The 16,333-nt window shown below is 72.8% G+C and carries 16 protein-coding genes; 1 reads left to right on the forward strand and 15 read right to left on the reverse strand.

Going from position 1 to position 16,333, the window contains the following annotated elements; translation table 11 throughout:
* Positions 1 to 17: 17 nt before the first annotated feature.
* Both IH50_RS0104285 and IH50_RS0104290 read right to left on the reverse strand, forming a co-directional pair.
* Positions 18 to 206 (reverse strand): DUF397 domain-containing protein, encoded by a 189-nt coding sequence (locus tag IH50_RS0104285; protein ID WP_030857364.1) that lies wholly within the window; start codon positions 204 to 206, stop codon positions 18 to 20.
* Positions 203 to 1,057 carry a helix-turn-helix domain-containing protein gene (locus IH50_RS0104290; protein ID WP_030857366.1) on the reverse strand — a complete coding sequence of 285 codons (855 nt, stop codon included), beginning with the start codon at positions 1,055 to 1,057 and terminating at the stop codon, positions 203 to 205. Before IH50_RS0104290 ends, IH50_RS0104285 begins: the two co-directional genes overlap by 4 nt.
* A gap of 242 nt (positions 1,058 to 1,299) precedes the next feature.
* On the opposite strand from IH50_RS0104290, the gene IH50_RS0104295 reads away from it, so the two are divergent.
* Entirely contained in the window at positions 1,300 to 1,986 is a 687-nt protein-coding gene (locus tag IH50_RS0104295) for a phosphatase PAP2 family protein (RefSeq protein ID WP_030857368.1), read from the forward strand.
* A 2-nt stretch (positions 1,987 to 1,988) separates the two neighbouring features.
* On the opposite strand, the gene IH50_RS0104300 is transcribed toward IH50_RS0104295, so the two are convergent.
* The 13 genes from IH50_RS0104300 to IH50_RS0104360 are packed head-to-tail and all read right to left on the reverse strand — an operon-like array spanning position 1,989 to position 16,332.
* A complete protein-coding gene (locus IH50_RS0104300; RefSeq protein ID WP_030857370.1) occupies positions 1,989 to 3,314 on the reverse strand; it encodes a glutamate-1-semialdehyde 2,1-aminomutase in 1,326 nt (441 codons plus the stop codon).
* Between the two features lie 7 nt (positions 3,315 to 3,321).
* Entirely contained in the window at positions 3,322 to 3,873 is a 552-nt protein-coding gene (rfbC, locus tag IH50_RS0104305; RefSeq protein ID WP_030857372.1) for a dTDP-4-dehydrorhamnose 3,5-epimerase, read from the reverse strand.
* On the reverse strand, positions 3,870 to 5,087 hold the full coding sequence (locus tag IH50_RS0104310; protein ID WP_030857374.1) for a polysaccharide pyruvyl transferase family protein: 1,218 nt from the start codon (positions 5,085 to 5,087) through the stop codon (positions 3,870 to 3,872). Before IH50_RS0104310 ends, rfbC begins: the two co-directional genes overlap by 4 nt.
* Entirely contained in the window at positions 5,084 to 6,031 is a 948-nt protein-coding gene (locus tag IH50_RS0104315; protein WP_030857376.1) for a glycosyltransferase family 2 protein, read from the reverse strand. The genes IH50_RS0104310 and IH50_RS0104315 overlap by 4 nt, the downstream gene beginning before the upstream one ends.
* Before the next feature lie 7 nt (positions 6,032 to 6,038).
* Entirely contained in the window at positions 6,039 to 7,325 is a 1,287-nt protein-coding gene (locus tag IH50_RS0104320; RefSeq protein WP_030857378.1) for a membrane protein, read from the reverse strand.
* 5 nt (positions 7,326 to 7,330) lie between these two features.
* Positions 7,331 to 8,614 carry a DUF4910 domain-containing protein gene (locus IH50_RS0104325; RefSeq protein ID WP_030857380.1) on the reverse strand — a complete coding sequence of 428 codons (1,284 nt, stop codon included), beginning with the start codon at positions 8,612 to 8,614 and terminating at the stop codon, positions 7,331 to 7,333.
* On the reverse strand, positions 8,602 to 9,627 hold the full coding sequence (locus IH50_RS0104330; RefSeq protein ID WP_030857382.1) for an NAD-dependent epimerase/dehydratase family protein: 1,026 nt from the start codon (positions 9,625 to 9,627) through the stop codon (positions 8,602 to 8,604). Before IH50_RS0104330 ends, IH50_RS0104325 begins: the two co-directional genes overlap by 13 nt.
* 3 nt (positions 9,628 to 9,630) lie before the next feature.
* Positions 9,631 to 10,278 (reverse strand): PIG-L deacetylase family protein, encoded by a 648-nt coding sequence (locus IH50_RS0104335; protein WP_030857383.1) that lies wholly within the window; start codon positions 10,276 to 10,278, stop codon positions 9,631 to 9,633.
* On the reverse strand, positions 10,275 to 11,069 hold the full coding sequence (locus IH50_RS0104340; protein ID WP_030857384.1) for a glucose-1-phosphate cytidylyltransferase: 795 nt from the start codon (positions 11,067 to 11,069) through the stop codon (positions 10,275 to 10,277). Before IH50_RS0104340 ends, IH50_RS0104335 begins: the two co-directional genes overlap by 4 nt.
* Positions 11,066 to 12,316 carry a class I SAM-dependent methyltransferase gene (locus tag IH50_RS0104345; RefSeq protein WP_030857385.1) on the reverse strand — a complete coding sequence of 417 codons (1,251 nt, stop codon included), beginning with the start codon at positions 12,314 to 12,316 and terminating at the stop codon, positions 11,066 to 11,068. Before IH50_RS0104345 ends, IH50_RS0104340 begins: the two co-directional genes overlap by 4 nt.
* Positions 12,313 to 13,554, reverse strand: a complete 1,242-nt coding sequence (locus IH50_RS0104350; RefSeq protein ID WP_030857388.1) for a glycosyltransferase — start codon at positions 13,552 to 13,554, stop codon at positions 12,313 to 12,315. The genes IH50_RS0104345 and IH50_RS0104350 overlap by 4 nt, the downstream gene beginning before the upstream one ends.
* 2 nt (positions 13,555 to 13,556) lie before the next feature.
* Positions 13,557 to 14,789, reverse strand: coding sequence for a membrane protein (locus IH50_RS0104355; protein WP_030857390.1), 1,233 nt, complete (start codon positions 14,787 to 14,789; stop codon positions 13,557 to 13,559).
* A 1-nt stretch (position 14,790) separates the two neighbouring features.
* On the reverse strand, positions 14,791 to 16,332 hold the full coding sequence (locus IH50_RS0104360; RefSeq protein WP_030857392.1) for a right-handed parallel beta-helix repeat-containing protein: 1,542 nt from the start codon (positions 16,330 to 16,332) through the stop codon (positions 14,791 to 14,793).
* Between the last annotated feature and the right edge of the window lies 1 nt (position 16,333).

A 16,333-nucleotide genomic window follows, 5' to 3' on the forward strand; every position in this document is an offset into this window, starting at 1 on the left:
CGGGGCGGGGGTGGAGGTCAATGCTGGGCGGCGTAGGTGACGAAGTCGGTCCACGCGGTGGGGGAGAGGGCGAGTTCGGGGCTCTGCCGGTCCTTGGAGTCCCGGACGTGGACCGCCCGCGTGGCCCGCGCCACCTCGACGCAGGCGTCGCCGTCGGAACCGCTGTAGCTGCTCTTGAACCAAGCCCGTTCGTCGATGCTGCTCATAGCGCTCCTCGCAGTCGCTTCAGCAGGCTCCTGGAGTCGTCGGAGGTGAGAGCCTGTGAGCGCAGTCTCGCATACCGCTGGAGCATGATGCTGACCTCCTTCGGGTCCAGGATCAGCATCCCGCCACGCTGTCCCTCCGCGTAGCCGAACCACTTGTTGTCCGGCGACTCAAGGAGCATCAACGGCCCGTCGAAACCGGCGTGGTCCGGCTGATAGGTCGGCATGATCTGCAGCTCTACGTTGAACTGCGACGACCTCTCCAGGAGGCTGTCGAGCAACTCCCGCGTCACGTCCGGGCCTCCGGTGCCGCGCTCCAGCAGTGCCTGCTCGACGATGAAGCTGAACGTGATCGCCGGCCTGCGGTCGAACAGACGCTGACGCTCCAGCCGGGCTGTGACCTGCTCGACCACCTGCTCCTCGTCCTTCACCGGCGGGACGCTCTCCGTCACCGCCCGCGCGTAGCGTTCCGTCTGCAGCAGGCCGGGAACCACCCGGCAGTCGTACGTCCACAGGGTCACCGCCTGCGTCTCAAGGCGTGCCCACTGCCGGAACCAACTCGCCAGCCCCGCCTGCCGTGACAGATGCGGCGCGGCCCTGCGCAGCGCGCCGGTGTTGCCGGTCGCCTCCTCCGCGCGCTCCACGAAGTTCTGGTCCGGCATCCGGCGGCCCAGCTCCACCGAGGCCACCGTGTGCTTCGAGAAGTGGACCAGAGCGGCGAACTCCTCCCGGCTGAGGCCCGCGTGTTCCCGTAAGGCCTGGACGAACGCGCCGAAGGTGCGCATGCTGTCCGAGGTCCCGGGCTCGACACAACTCCCCGCACCCGCCCCGCCGTCCGTGTTCTCGTAGGCCACCGTCGGCCACCTCCCGCGCACGTGCCACGCCGTACCGTTTCTGACTGAGCTCCATCGTCCCGCCAAGTGATACGTACCGTCTACGGAATGTATACGTACGCTGACTCTGCGTACACGGATCATCGTGAGCGAACTGACAGGAATCGCTCCGAACTTGACCTGCCCGGCTGACACAGTCGTCACGGGCGGGGAGTTGTCCACAAGGCGGGGCATCCGGCGGGTGTGGCGGCGATGATGGAGCGATGGGGGAAGATCTGATCCGGCCCACCCGCGGTGGGCGTACGACAGGCAGGCCGGCACTCACGGTGCTGCCGTCGGGGCTGCGCGCGTGGCTCGGGGCGGTCGCGGGTTTCGCCGCGTTGACGGTCGTCGTGCTCGGGGTTCTGTACGCCGGTGACAGCGGGCCCGGCGAGGTGGACGCGCGGATCCTGGCGGTGGTGGACGGTGTGGGGCCGCCGTGGCGGCAGGTCGCTCTGGCCGTCGACTTCCTGGGGGAGCCCGTGGGAGCGGCGGTGCTGGTCGGGGCCGCCGTGACGGGCTGCCTGTTGCTCCGGAGTCCTCGCGCGGCGGTGCTCGTCGTGGCCGGCCCCGGCCTGAGCGTGGGGACGACGACGCTGCTCAAGTCCCTGGTGGGGCGCACCATCCACGGCGACGACAACCTGTCCTACCCGAGCGGGCACACCGCCTTCCTCACCGCGTTCGTCCTCGTGACGGCGCTGCTGGTGACCGGCCGGCGCGGCCTCGGCGGGCCGGCCGGCACCTCACTCGTCCTCGCCGCGGCGTCGGCCGCCGGCGCCGCCATGGGCTGGGCGCAGGTCGCCCTGGGCGCGCACTACCCGACCGACGCCCTCGGCGGCTGGTGCACCGCGCTGGCGGTGACACCGGCGACCGCGTGGCTGGCCGACACCGGCCGGTCCAGGCACCGCTGACGTCACGCCAGGCGGCGGAAGACCGGCTTCACCGGGCGTCCGCCCAGCCAGGGGGCCGGGTCGCCCGCGTCCAGCGCCTTGCGGTACACCGCGCACGCCTGGGCCACCACGTCCACGGTGTGCTCGATGTCGGCGTCGTCGAGCGCGCTGCTCACCACGAACGACGGGGCCAGCACCCCGCCCGCGAGGAGCCGGCGCAGGAACAGGGTGCGGTACGCCTGTGAGGGCCGGCCCTGCTCGTCGAGGGTGGCGAAGACCAGGTTGCTGGCCCGGCCCCGGACGACGACGTGGTCGCCGACGCCCATGCCGGCCGCGGCCTCGCGCACACCGGCGGCCAGCTTCTCGCCGAGCGCGTGCAGCCGCGCGGTGACGCCCTCCTCGGCGTAGACGGTCTGCACGGCCATCGCGGCGGCCAGCGCGTGCGTCTCCGCGCCGTGCGTGGTGGACAGCAGGAACACCCGCTCCCCGGAGTGGCGCAGCCCGCCCCGCTCCATCAGCTCGCGGCGCCCGGCCAGCGCGGAGACGGCGAACCCGTTGCCCAGCGCCTTGCCGAACGTGGAGAGGTCGGGGACGACGCCGTACAGGCCCTGGGCGCCCGCCTCGGACCAGCGGAAGCCGGTGATCATCTCGTCGAAGACCAGCACACAGCCGTGCCGGTCGGCCAGTTCGCGCAGGCCGGCGAGGTAGCCGGGCGGCGGCTCGGTGTGGCCGGCCGGTTCGAGGACCAGGCAGGCGATCTCGTCCCGGTACCGGGTGAGCAGCTCCTCCGTGGCGGCCAGGTCCCCGTAGGGGAACGTCACGGTGAGGTCGGTGGTCGCCGCCGGGATGCCGGCCGACATCGGTGTGGTGCCGATGAACCAGTCGTCGACGGAGAAGAACGGGTGGTCGGCGCAGACGGCCACCCGCGGGCGCCCGGTGGCGGCGCGGGCGAGGCGCACCGCGGCGGTGGTGGCGTCGGAGCCGTTCTTCGCGAACTTCACCATCTCGGCGGTCGGCACCGTGGCCAGGAAACGTTCCGCGGCGTCGAGTTCGATGACGGACGGCCGCACGAAGTTGCTGCCGCGGCCGAGTTCGCGTCGCACCGCCTCGGTGACGCGCGGGTGGGCGTGACCGAGGCTGACCGAGCGCAGGCCGGAGCCGTACTCGATGTAGCGGTTGCCGTCGATGTCCCAGACGTGCGCCCCCTGGCCGTGGCTGATGACCGGGGCCAGGTTCTCGGGATACTGGTCGTCGCCCTTGGCGTAGGTGTGCGCGCCCCCGGGGACCAGGGCGTGCAGCCGCTCGTTCGCCGCCCGCGACCGGGGGAGGGGGAACTCTTCGTTGTCCACGCTCACTTCACCTTCCCCTGTGCTTCAGTGCCTCGGCGAGGCTCGGCGCCTCCCGGTCCCGCCGGGACATGGACGTGACCGGCAGCGGCCAGTCGACGGCGAGCTCCGGGTCGTCGAAGGCGATCGTCACGTCCTCGGCCGGGTCGTGCGGGCGGTCGATCCGGTACGAGGTGTCGGCGGTGTCGGTCAGCGCCTGGAAGCCGTGCGCGCACCCCGCCGGGATGTACAGGGTCGTCTGTGTCTCGCCGGACAGTTCGAAGGTGGCCACGCCGCGATACGTCGGCGAGTCGGGCCGCAGGTCCACGACGACGTCGAAGATCCTTCCGTACGAGCACCGGACGAGTTTCGCCTCGCCGGCGCCGGAGCGCAGGTGCAGGCCGCGCAGCACGCCCCGGACCGAGCGGGACAGGCTGTCCTGGACGAAGGCGTCCGGGTCGAGGCCCACCGAGCGGACCACGTCGGCGTCGAAGGTGCGGCAGAAGAAGCCGCGCTCGTCGGCGTACGGCGTCGGTTCGAACAGGTACGCCCCGGTGATCTCCGGGACTTCGGTCGCCTTCATGGAGCCTCTCTCAGGGTGGGGGCGTGGTCGGCCGTCGGGAACAGGGCCGCGGTCAGGGCGGCGAACTGGCGCTCGACGCGCCGGTCGGCGTCCAGGTTCCGCTCGGCGAGGACGCGCCGCAGCTCCGCCGACCGCCGCTCCAGCTCACGGAACTGTGCGAGCAGCCGGCCGGCGTCGGTCTCGCGGGCCGGGTGGCAGTACGCGCCGAGACCCATCCGGGCCATGAGCGTGTCGCTCTTCGCCGAGTAGCTGAGCGCGAGCGTCGGTGTGCCGGTCTTCAGCGCGCAGATCAGGTTGTGGTACCGGGTCGCCACCACGGCGCCGGCGGCCGCCGTCTCCTTCATCAGGTCGGCCAGCGAGGCCGTCTCGGCGACGGTGACCAGCGGCGAGCCCACCGCGTCGAGGATCGCTTCGGCCACCGGAAGGTCGAGCTCGTCGCCGATGAGCAGCCGGACCGGCCTGCCCTCCTCGGCCAGCGCGCGGACGAACCGGGTCGTCCCGTCGAGGTAGCGCCGGTGGATCTCCTCGGCCCGGTCGCGTTCGTCGTTGCTGCCGTGGAAGTCCATGACGCCGACGCAGACCGGGCCCGGCGGTCCCGCGGGCGCGCTCGCCGCCGGTGCCGGCAGGGCGAACACGATGTCCTCGTAGACCTCGTCGCGTGTGGTGTCCACGCCCATCGCCCGCATCGCGTCACGGGACATGGTGTCCCGGTACGACCGGTAGGCGGCCAGCCGCGTGGACCAGCGGGTCAGGACCCGGGTCGGCCGGTTGCCGATCGTGCCGGCGCCGACGCTGACCAGCGCGACCCGGGTGCGCAGCAGCCGGCCGGTCGCGCAGAGCAGGAACAGCGCGTACGGGAAGCCCCACGGCCGCAGCGGCAGCGTGGTCTCCAGGACGCCCGTGCCCGGCACGATCACCACGTCGTGCCGGCGCACCCAGGCGGCGGTGCGGACGACGTCGACGAGTTTGCCCAGCCCCTTGGCCGCGACCGCGCCCGCACGGGACGCGGTCCGGTACTCCCCGCGGTACCAGTGCAGCCGCGTCGCGGGGATCCCGTACCGGGCCGTGACGGCCTCGGGGCCGCCGCACATCGCGTCCACGACCGCCTCCGGATGCTCGGCGCGGAGGTATCCGAGCACGGCCTCGAGCGACCCGTCGTTGCCGATGTTGCCGGCGCCGAGCAGGCCGAACACCCCTACGCGCGGGGACGTCACGCGCTTCTCCCCTCACGGCCGGCGACGAGGGCGTCGACGGAGACGGTGAGCCGGTCCGGGTCGACCGGGGCGCGGTCCTCGACCCGCTCGCCGGCGCCCGGCCGGGCCCGGCTGGTCATCCACGCGGCCAGGTGGCGGTAGCAGGCACGCCGGTCGGCGGAGGACAGCGGCGCCCGCCCGATCGCGGAGACGAAACCCCAGACGTACTCGGCGAGCAGCCGGGGCGTCGGGTGCAGCGGGCCGGCCCGGCGCGGGTCCAGGTTGACGCACCGGGAGCGCTTGGAGGGGTTCGCCCGCTCGGCGCGGGTGGGGTGGTCGCGGCGGAAGTACAGCAGCTCCGGCACCTGGTGGAAGGGACCGTGCAGGGTGATCTCGGCGACGAACGTGCGGTCCGCGTGGTGGTAGCTGTCGTGCGGCTTCACCCGGCGCAGCATGTCCGCCCGCATCACCCCGTAGAAGTCGTCGCCACCGGGCTCGAACAGCAGGCTGCGGAAGCGCTCCGGCGCGTGCGGCGAGTCGGTGCGGAGCCCGTACTCGTAGGGGACCTTCACCCGGCCGTCGCCGTCGATGACCGCCTGGCCGCTGTGCGCGAGGACGACGTCCGGCCGCTCGTCCAGCGCCTCGACGCAGGCCCGCAGCAGGTCACGGGCGTACAGGTCGTCGTGCGAGGCCCACTTGAACAGCTCGCCGCGGCACTCGGTGAACACGTAGTTGTGGTTCGGCGCGGCACCGATGTTCCGGGGCAGCCGGATGTACCGGATGCGGGAGTCCCGCGCGGCGTACTTCCGGCAGATGTCCTGGGTCCCGTCGGTCGAGGCGTTGTCGGAGACGACCAGCTCGAAGTCCTCGTAGGTCTGGCCGAGCAGGGCGTCGAACGCCTCGGCGAGATACTCCTCGCCGTTGTAGACGGGCAGGCCGATGCTCAGCCGGGGATGGGTGGTCACGGTGTCCTCACTTCGCGGATGCTTCGGGGATGGGGAAGGGATGCCGCTCGCGCAGGGCGGACCGGAGCTGGAGCCACCACACGGTCGAGCCGCAGGCGGCCGCGGCGGCGACGCCCCAGGCCGAGCCGGCCGTGCCGGCCACGACCGCACCGCCGATCCCGCCGACGACGTAGCAGGCGGAGGCGAACATCTGGCAGCGCAGGCTGCGCCGGGCCGCGGCGAGCGCGCGGAGCCCGGCCGCCGCGCCGGTGCCGAGGCCGGCGCCCGCGACGCCGAGCGTGACCGGCACGATGATCTCCGAGGCGGCGGGCCAGACGTCACCGAGGACGAGCTCGCCGAGCCGGTCCGGCACCAGCAGCAGCGCCCCGCCCCACAGCAGCGCGCCGACGGCCTGCCCGCCGCCGAGGAGGAGGCAGAACGCCCCGAGCCGTTGCGGGGCCTGCCGCAGCACCCGCGCCGCCTCGGCGACGGTGACCAGCGACAGTCCCATCAGTACGGCGAGGAACGGGCCGAGCAGCAGCTCGGCGCCCCGGATCACCCCCACCGCGCCGACCCCGGCGATCGCGCCGAGCCCGTACGCCCGCAACTGGCTCGAACCGCTGACGCCGACGTTCTCGACCAGGTACCGGTGACCGAGGTCGTGGTGGTCGCGGTGCCACGCGCGCGCCCCGGCCGGCCGGGGCCGGATGCCGGACTGGAGGCAGCCGTACACCGCGGCCACCGCGGCCGACCCGCCCCAGGCGAGCAGGAAGGCGGTCACGCTGCCCACCCGGTCCGCCACCACCATGGCCGGGACGAGCGCGACGCCCCACACGACGTCGTTGACGAACGCCTTCCGGCCGGTGCCGGCGGCGAAGAACGCGTACCGCCAGGCGTCCTGCAGCAGCAGCCCCGGCAGGACGAGGCCGAGACCGGCGAACGCGGCCCCCACCTGGCCGCCGATGACCGGTCCGGCGGCCAGGCACACCGTGCCGATACCGGCACCGACCCAGAGCGCGGTGCCCGACGACCGGGCCACCGCCTCGCGCCAGGACGCCTCCGGCACGCCGCTGAAGCGCACCACGAGCGGGTCGGTGGCCAGCCCGCGGGAGACGTTGAGCACCACGCCGTAGGTCACCCAGGCCAGGCTGAACACACCGAACGCGGTCAGTCCCAGCGAGCGCGCCACGTAGATGCCCACCGCGAAGTTGGACAGGCTGGAGGCCGCCTGGTCGGCCAGTCCCCAGGACAGCCGCCCGGCGACGGCCCGCCGGGCGGACCGGGCCGGGGTCGTCGTCTCTTTCCCGGTGGACATCGGCGTCACGCCTTGAGCAGCCCGGCGCCGTGCAGGGCGTCGGCCGCGGCGGCGACGGTGTCGAACGGCAGCCCGGACCGCTCGGCGACGTCCAGCAGACTGTGCTCGCCGTCGGAGAGGTTGAGCACCCAGAGCATGGCCATCTGCGCCTGCTTCGCGTCGCTGCGCCCGCCGAGCGAGTCGTACAGCCCCCGCCGTCCGAGCTGTGGTTCGCCGTAGGGACTGAGGTTGAGGTACCGCCGGTTGCGGTCCAGGACGCCGAACGCCTCACGGCAGACGGCGAGCGTGTCCGCCATCGCCCGCGGGGAGACGAAGTCCAGGTCGTCCGCCGAGGTGTGGTACTCCGGGTAGCCGGCGTACGGGGTCCGGGTGAGCGAGCCCACGCCGAGGTCGAACCCGGGCGAGCAGAACTGCCGCTCGTCGTAGCCGTACGGAGTGAACTCGGTGACCCGGTGCGGCCGTTCGGAGGCGGCCAGGACATGCTGCAGCACCCGGTCGATCTCCGCGTCGCCGCGTCTGCTCCGCTTGTACGTCAGCGGCCCCGGGTCGCCGGCGCAGGCCAGCACCAGTCCGTGCTTGACCCGTTCCACCCGTTCCGCGTTGAGGGCCAGCCAGGTGATCGCCCCGATGGTGCCGGGCGCGAACAGGAACCGGTAGGTGTAGTACGGCTTCTGCTCCGCCAGCGTCCGGGCCAGGAACGTCGCCACCGCGATGCCGGCCAGGTTGTCGTTGGCCAGCGACGGGTGGCAGACGTGACAGGAGACGATCACCTCGTCGGCGACCTGGCCGGGGACCACGTGCTCGGCGTAGGTGAGGTGGCCGTCGGCGAGCGTGGAGTCGATCCGCACCTCGTACTCGCCGTCCGGCAGCGCGTCCAGGGTCTCCTGGGCCAGGCAGAACCCCCACTCCGGCTTGTAGTAGCTGGTGCGGTACGGCACCCAGGACGGGTGGTCCGGCAGGGTGTGCAGATGCGGGCGCAGCTCGGCCAGCGGCATGGTCGCCGACACCGGCACGCTGTAGCCGAGCACGTGCAGGCTGGACGCACGGAAGTCGACGACCCGCCTGCCGGAGGCGTCGGCGACGTACGCGTCCCGGATGTTCCACTCCTGCGGCACCGTCCAGTCGAGCACCTGCGTCCCGGTCGGCACCTCGTGCACGTGCAGCGGGAGGTACTCGCCGACGATCTCCAGGGTGGCGCGCACACCGTCGCCGGTGATGCTCCGGCAGAGCGGGTACAGCCGCTCCACCAGTTCGTACATCTCCTCGCCGAACGCGGTCACCGGCGCCACCGCAGGGTGTCGTCGACGGTGCCGGCGTCGGAGGCCGCGCGCAGCACGGCGAGGCGGGTGAAGCGCCGCTCGAAGTCCTCCCGGGTCAGCCGGTGCTTGCGGTAGGCGTCGGCGAGTTCGAGCGCGCCCCGCTTCACCGTCCACTCGCAGTCGAAGCCGGGGATCGCGGCGCGGAAGCGGGAGAAGTCCACCCGGTAGGAGCGCGGATCGGCGCCGGTCTCCCCGGTGATCACCACCTTCGAGCCGGGTACCGCCTCGGCTACCTGCCCGGCGATCTCGGCGACCGTGACGTTGTTGACCTCGCTGCCGATGTTGAACGCCCGGTCGTGCACCGCCTCCCGGGGCGCGGTCAGCGCCGCCGTGAAGGCCCGCGCGATGTCGGCGGCGTGCACCAGCGGGCGCCAGGGGGTGCCGTCGGAGAGGACAAGCACCTCCCCGGAGAGCAGGGCGTGGCCCACCAGGTTGTTCAGCACGATGTCGGCGCGCAGCCGGGGCGAGTACCCGAAGGCGGTGGCGTTGCGCATGTACACCGGGCTGAAGTCGCCGTCGCAGAGCGCGTGCAGGTCGTCCTCCACCCGCACCTTGGACTCCGCGTACGGCGTCACCGGGCGCAGCGGGGCGTCCTCGGTCACCAGCTCGTCGCCGCCGGCGGCCCCGTAGACCGAGCAGGTCGACGCGTACAGGAAGCGCTGCACCCCGGCGTCGCGGGCCAGCCGGGCCAGCCGTACGGAGGCGTGGTGGTTGATGTCGTAGGTGAGCTCCGGCGCCAGCGATCCCAGCGGGTCGTTGGACAGGGCGGCCAGGTGGATCACGGCGTCCACCCCGGCCAGGTGGTCGGCCGTGACGTCGCGCAGGTCCACCCGCGGTCCCGGCGGGTCGGCGGGCGCCGGGCCCAGCAGGCAGTCGGCGAACAGGCCGGAGTCGAGGCCGGTGACCTCGTGTCCGGCGGCCGTGAGGACCGGGGCCATCACGGTGCCCAGGTAGCCCTGGTGTCCGGTGAGCAGTACGCGCAAGGTTCAGTCCCCCAGGTCGAGAGTGAGTTTGGTGACGGCGAACGCCTCGGCGTAGCGCGCGTTGCATTCGATGCCGCGGATCCGGGCGAGGCCGAGGAAGGCCTCCCGGTCGTACCAGGGCCGGTGCCGCTGCGAGGGGTAGTGCTCCTGCAGCAGCCGCACCTTCCGCTCGGCGGTCTCCGGCGACAGCGGCTGGTACGCCGCCATACGGCCCAGATCGCCGTCCCACTTGACGATCTCGTAGCCGAGCACGAGGTGGTCGCGGAACGCGGTGGTCATCAGCCGCGCCAGGCCGCGGTGGTCCTGGTGCGCGTCCTCGGTGCGCGGGGCGAGGACCAGCTCCGGATCGGTGCGTGTCCGCAGCTCCTCGACCGCGGTCTTGGCCTCCTCCCAGTGCGCCGGTATCCGGCCGTCCGGCAGCTTCAGCACGGTCAGCCGCAGGTCGGCGCCCGGGCAGAAGGCGGCGAGCGCGGCCCGTTCCTCCTGCTCCCGCTCGCCGCCACCGCCGGAGAGCACCAGCGCGTCGACACGGAGACCCGGCCGGGCGAGGCACATCGCGAGCAGGGTGCCGCCGGCGCCGATGGCGATGTCGTCGCAGTGCGCGCCCACCGCGACGACCCGGTCCAGGCGCCCGGAGCCGAGCCGGATCACGCGCCCACCCCCACGCCGTCCCGCTCCCACACGGCCCACGGGCGGTCGCCCCGGGCGTAGGCGGCGTCGAGCGCGGCCCGTTCCTTGACGGTGTCGGTCGGCTTCCAGAAGCCGCGGTGCCGGTGTGCCACCAGCCGCCCCTCCTTGGCCAGCCCCGCGCATCCGTCGGCGACCAGGTCCCCGCCCTCGGGGATGTGGTCGAAGACCTCCTGACGGAGCACGAAATAGCCGCCGTTCTCCCACAGCGGCATGTCGCTCACCGCGGTGATGCCCCCCACCAGGCCGTCCTCGCCCAGGTCCACACAGTGGAACGAGGACTGCGGCGGCACCACCATCATCGACGCGCCGGCGTCGCGCCGGGCGAAGTTCTCGATCATCTCCGGCAGCGGGGCGTCGGTGAGCACGTCGGCGTAGTTGGCGAGGAACATCTCGTCGCCGTCCAGGTGGTGCCGCACCCGGCGCAGCCGCTCCCCGATCGGGGACTCGATGCCGGTCTGCGCGAACGTGATCGTCCAGTCCGCGATGTCGGTGGAGAGCAGCTCGGTGCGTCCGCCGCGCAGCACGAAGTCGTTGGACGTCGTCTCCTCGTAGTGGAGGAAGAAGTCCTTGATGTGGTGGGCCCCGTAGCCGAGGCACAGGATGAACTCGGTGTGCCCGAAGTGCGCGTAGTAGCGCATGACGTGCCAGATCAGCGGCCGGGGGCCGACCATCGCCATCGGCTTGGGCACGTCGTCCGCGGTGCCGTTGCGCATCCGCATCCCGTAACCGCCGCAGAACAGTACGACCTTCATGCTGTGACCTCTCGGGACGCGGCCTCGACGATGCTCAGTTCCGGTATGGGGAAGACCAGCCGGCCGCCCCACTCGTGCACGAAGGACAGCTGCTCGACCAGCTCCTCGCGCAGGTTCCACGGCAGGACGAGGACGTAGTCCGGCCTGTCGGCGGCGATCCGTTCGGGCGCCAGGACCGGGATGCGGGTGCCCGGGGTGAACCTGCCGTGCTTGTAGGGGTTGCGGTCGACCGTGTACGGCAGCAGGTCGGGCCGGATGCCGCAGTGGTTGAGCAGGGTGTTGCCCTTGCCCGGGGCGCCGTAGCCGACGACCGTCTCACCGCGTTCGGCCGCCTCGATGAGGAACCTGAGCAGGTCCCGGCGCACCTTGGCCACCCGGGCGGAGAACTCGGCGTACCCGGTCAGCTCCTGGAGCCCGGCGGCCTTCTCCCGGTCCAGCACCTCGGCCACCCGCCCGCTCGGCTCGCCGGCCGCCTCGGCGGGCCGGGCCCACAGCCGGACGGAACCCCCGTGCGTGGGCAGCAGTTCGACGTCCACCAGCGTGAGTCCGCCGCTCGCCAGCGCCCGGATCGCGGACGCGACCGTGTAGTACTGGAAGTGCTCGTGGTAGATCGTGTCGTACTGGTTCTCCTCGATCAGGGTCAGCAGGTGCTGCACCTCGATCGAGACCCAGCCGTCGTCGGCGACCAGGGCGCGCAGCCCCTGGGTGAACCCGACCACGTCGGGGATGTGCGCGTACACGTTGTTGGCGACGACCAGGTCCGCCGGGCCGTGCTCGGCGCGGACGGCCGCGCCGGTGTCCGGGCTCAGGAACTCCGTGAGCGTGGGCACCCCCGCCTCGCGCGCCGCGGCGCCGACGTTCACCGACGGCTCGATGCCCAGGCAGCGGATGCCCCGGTCCACCACATGCCGCAGCAGGTATCCGTCGTTGCTCGCGACCTCGACCACGAAGGCGTCGGGGCCGAGTCCCACCCGCTCCGCGGCGTCCGCGACGAACGTGCGCGCGTGCTCCACCCAGGAGGTGGAGTAGGAGGAGAAGTACGCGTACTCCTTGAACGTCTCCTCCGGTGTGATCAGCGGCGGGATCTGCGCCAGCCAGCAGTCGGTGCAGACCCGCAGGTGCAGCGGGTACGCCGGTTCCGGCCGGTCCAGTTGGTCCGCGGCGAGAAAGCTCTCACACGGTGGCGTCGCCCCGAGATCGACGACGCTCGCCATCGCTTGTGAGCCGCAGAGCCGGCATCGTGTCATCTGCTGTCCCCATCCCCCCTGCCCGCGCGGGTGTCCCCGCCGCGAGCCAGTGCCGACCGCCCCGCGATCGCGGTGCGGTATCCCTCCACCAGGCGCTCCAGGCCGACGGCCGGGCTGAAGCCCCGCTCGTACCGGCGCCGGGCCGCCCGGCCCATCTCCTCGTTGCGGCCCTGCCCGGCCGTGATCCGGCGCAGACAGGACGCGAGCGAGGCGGCCTCGCCCGGCCGGTGCAGCAGCCCGGTCGTCCCGTCCTCGACGAGTTCGGTGAAGGCGCCGTGGCCGGCGGCGACGACCGGCACCCCGGCCGCCATCGCCTCCACGACCACCAGGCCGAACGCCTCCAGCCACGTCGAGGGGGCCACCACGGCCACCGAGCGGGCGATCGCCCGCCGGCACCGCTCCGTGTCGTACAGGCCGGCGTACCGCACGTCGTCCCGGCCCGCCGCCCAGGCGGTCACCTCCGGCTCCAGCGGCCCCGTACCGGCGATCACCAGCGGCACGCCCACACCGCCGGCGGCGGCGATCTCGTCCCACGCGGTCATGAGCAGCCGTACGCCCTTGGCCTCGGCGAGCCGGCCGAGGTAGAGCAGATGCTCGCCGGGGCCCGTACGGCGGGCGTCCGTATCGGGCACGAAGTTGTGCTTCACCGCCAGCCGTCCGGCCGGCATGCCGGCCCGTACCAGGACGTCGCGCTGCGCCGCGGAAATGCAGAAGAACCGCTCCACGCCGGACCACCACCGCCGCCGGTTGACCGACAGACCGACCGCGAGCGGCACCGTCGCCGCCCGGGAGCCGCGGTAGCAGCCGTGCCGGACGGCGGGCAGCGGCGCCGACCCGACGCACTCGGCGCACGGCCGGCCGTCCCGCTGCAGCGTGCCGGGCGGACAGACCTGGGTGTAGTTGTGCAGCGTGGCGACGGCCGGCACATCCGCGTCGGCGCAGGCGGCCAGCACCGCCGGCGACAGCAGCGGGAAGACGTTGTGGACGTGCACCACGTCCGGCCGGCCGGCGCGCAGCCGGGCGGCGAGCTCCCTGCGGACCGCCGGGTTCCACGGCACGAGCAGCGGCACCGCGGCCTTGCGCGGCAGGGACATGGCGGCGATGTCGTCGCTGCGCCGCTCGAACACCTCGACCCGGTGGCCGGCTTCGCGCAGCAGCGCCACCTCCTGGTCGACGACCTTGTTCTCCCCGCTCGGCTGCGCCGAGGCGTAACGGTTGTGCACCACGAGGACGTGCATGCTCAGATCACCTCCGGTCTCTGGGCCCAGCGCGGAACGCGTCGCCGGGGGACGTCGGGCACCGGGAGGGGAGCGGCCGGGGCGGGCGCCACCAGGAGCGAGGCGGCCACGGCCAGGTGCAGCAGGTACGGCGAGGCGTCGCCCAGCCCGGCCTCGGTGTACGACGCGATCGCGCAGTAACCGATCAGGAAGATCGCGCAGGCCCTCGACAGCGACGGCGGCCGCAGCAGCGCGACACCGCCCAGCACGACGAGGAACGCCGCCACCAGGACGACACCGGTCACGCCCTGCTCGTGGTAGACGGCCAGCCAGCTGTTGTCGATCGGCAGCCCGCCGAACGACTTGTCGCCCAGGCCCGTGCCGAGCAGGTGCTCCGAGGTCGTCCGGGGTGCCGCCAGCAGGGCGTCCCAGACCTTGGCCCGGCCGGTGAGGCTGGTGAAGTTCTCCTGGCTCTGCCCGCGCAGGAACCACGCCTGCAGCGCGGAGCCGAACACCACCGCGGCCACGGCGGCGCACAGCACCGTCCAGGTGAAGAAGCGGCGGGCGGCGGCGCTGGTCAGGACGAGCGAGCCGATCGCCAGCGCCAGCCCGACGAGCAGGCCGACCGTGGCCGTCCGGGTGTGGGTCAGCGCGAGCAGGACGAGCGACGGCACGATGACGACCGCCGCGCCGCGCCCGTCGGTCCGGCGGCCCAGCAGAAGCAGCACGGTGAGCCCGATGATCACCGCGGCGTACTGTCCGATCTGCGGCGGGGTGAGCGGCCACAGCGCGCCGACCAGCCGCCCGCCGTACAGGTCGGGCAGGGCGGCGCCCGGTGAGACGGCCAGGCCGGCGGCGACCGACCCGAGGACCAGGAAGTACATCCGGATGTGGTGCCGTACGAACGTCGTGCCGCCGTCCCACCAGCGGCTGAGCAGCCACAGCGTGGCGACGAAGAGGGCCAGCCGGGCGCAGCGGAACAGCGCGCCGAACCCGGATTCCGGGTCCGCGCTGGAGATCACGCTCGGCACCAGCAGCAGGGTGAGCAGGAACAGGTAGGCGCTCGGCCGGACGCGCAGCCGGGGATCGACCGCGAGCGCCAGCGTGAACGCGACGGCCAGCGCGCCCATGGTGACCATCTGGATGAGGGAACGGGGCAGCGGGACGACGGTCTTCGCCCCGGCGGAGCCGAGCGTGTTGAGGACCAGCAGTCCCCAGGCCGTCCCGACGAGCTTCGGTGTGCGGTCCGTGGTCATCTCAGCCACCGCCCCGCGCGCGGAAGGTGCTGCCCGCGTCCTGCCGGTACGGAGGCCCCTGCCACTGCACGGCGTCGAGCACCCGGCTCGGGTCGTGGGCGGTGAACTTCCACGGTCCGACGTAGGTGTTGTCGTGCCAGCGGTTGTGCTGCTCGCGGGTGATCGCCTCGGACACCCGCTCGCCCTGGTACGGCGACCAGTCCGGGTAGGTGCCGTAGTTGGCCAGCACCGCCATCCGGTCGCACATCGCCGTGCAGTCGACGACGGACTTGTCCAGCACGAAACGGTTGTCGTGGATGTCCACCCGCTGGGTCCTCCACCGGCAGTCGGCGTAGAGCGGCGCGGTGGCGATCGCCGGCTGCGCGCAGCGGTCCTTGTCCTCCACCAGCAGCGTGCAGTCGCCGGAGGAGGTGTTGGCGGGGCTGTTGCAGAACCGGTCGGCGTTCTCCCACAGGGTGATCCCGGACCAGTTGTCCTCCAGCACGTTCCGGTGGATCTCGATCCTGTCGGTGCGGGCCCGCACCCGGGGTTCGCCGCCGGACTCGGAGATGTAGACGGTCGCGAACGGGAAGGTGTCGCCGCGGTCGGCGTACCTGCGGCCCTCGACCCAGTTGTTCCGCCGGATCGTGTTGTCCCGGACGACCGCGTTGTAGCTGGTCTCGTAGATCAGCGCGGCACCGTCGTTCTCCTCCAGCAGGTTGCCCTCGATGCGGAAGTCGTTGTTGTTGGTGTCCGCCCACAGCCCGGTCCCGCGGTTGTCGTGCACCCAGTTGCCGCGTACGTCGGCGCCGTCGACGGCCCAGAACTTGACGCCTCCGGTGCAGCCGCAGCCCGGCCGCCTCCGCTCCCAGTCACCGGTGTTGTTGCCCGTGATCTCGTTGCCCTCGACCACCAGACCGCCGAGAGCGCCGTCGGCCTTGTACGCGTTCATGCCGTACTGGCCGTTGTCGCGCAGGCAGTTGGCGCGGACCTGCTGGCGGGCGCCGGCCATCAGCCCGGCACCGGAGTTGTCCCGGATCGTCGAGTGTTCGATCACCCATCCGTCGGCCGAGTCGTGGTTGACCACGCCCTCGTCGTGCGGGGCGACGAACCCCCGCACGGTCAGGTGGCGGAGGGTGACGTCGCGGGCGGTGCCGCCGAACGCGTACTGGTTGGTCCTGCGGCCGTCGAGCACCGCGCCCGGCGCGCCGAGGTAGGTGTTCCCCTCCTTGGGGACGACCTGGGCGTAGCGGCCGGAGCCGAGCCGGTGTGTGCCCGGCCGGAGCCAGAAGGTGGTGTGCGGGGGGCTGTTCCTGGTCTTCTCGGCCAGGTCGCCGGCGACCGCGGGGTCGACCGTCACCGCGCCCGCCGGCGCCTTCGCCGGCCCGGCGGCGGGCCGGTCGCACACCCGGGCCACGGACGCGGACGGCGTGGCGGACGGCTCCGGCCGCGCGTCCGGCGTGCCGCCGTCGCAGCCGGTCGCCGCCGCCAGCAGGACCAGCGTCAGCAGGACCGGCGTCAGCGGTGCCGCCGGTAACGCCCGGAGCCGCCCCTTCATCCCCACG

Origin of the sequence: Streptomyces sp. NRRL S-37, assembly GCF_000721605.1 — a bacterium.
Taxonomy (GTDB): Bacteria; Actinomycetota; Actinomycetes; order Streptomycetales; family Streptomycetaceae; genus Streptomyces.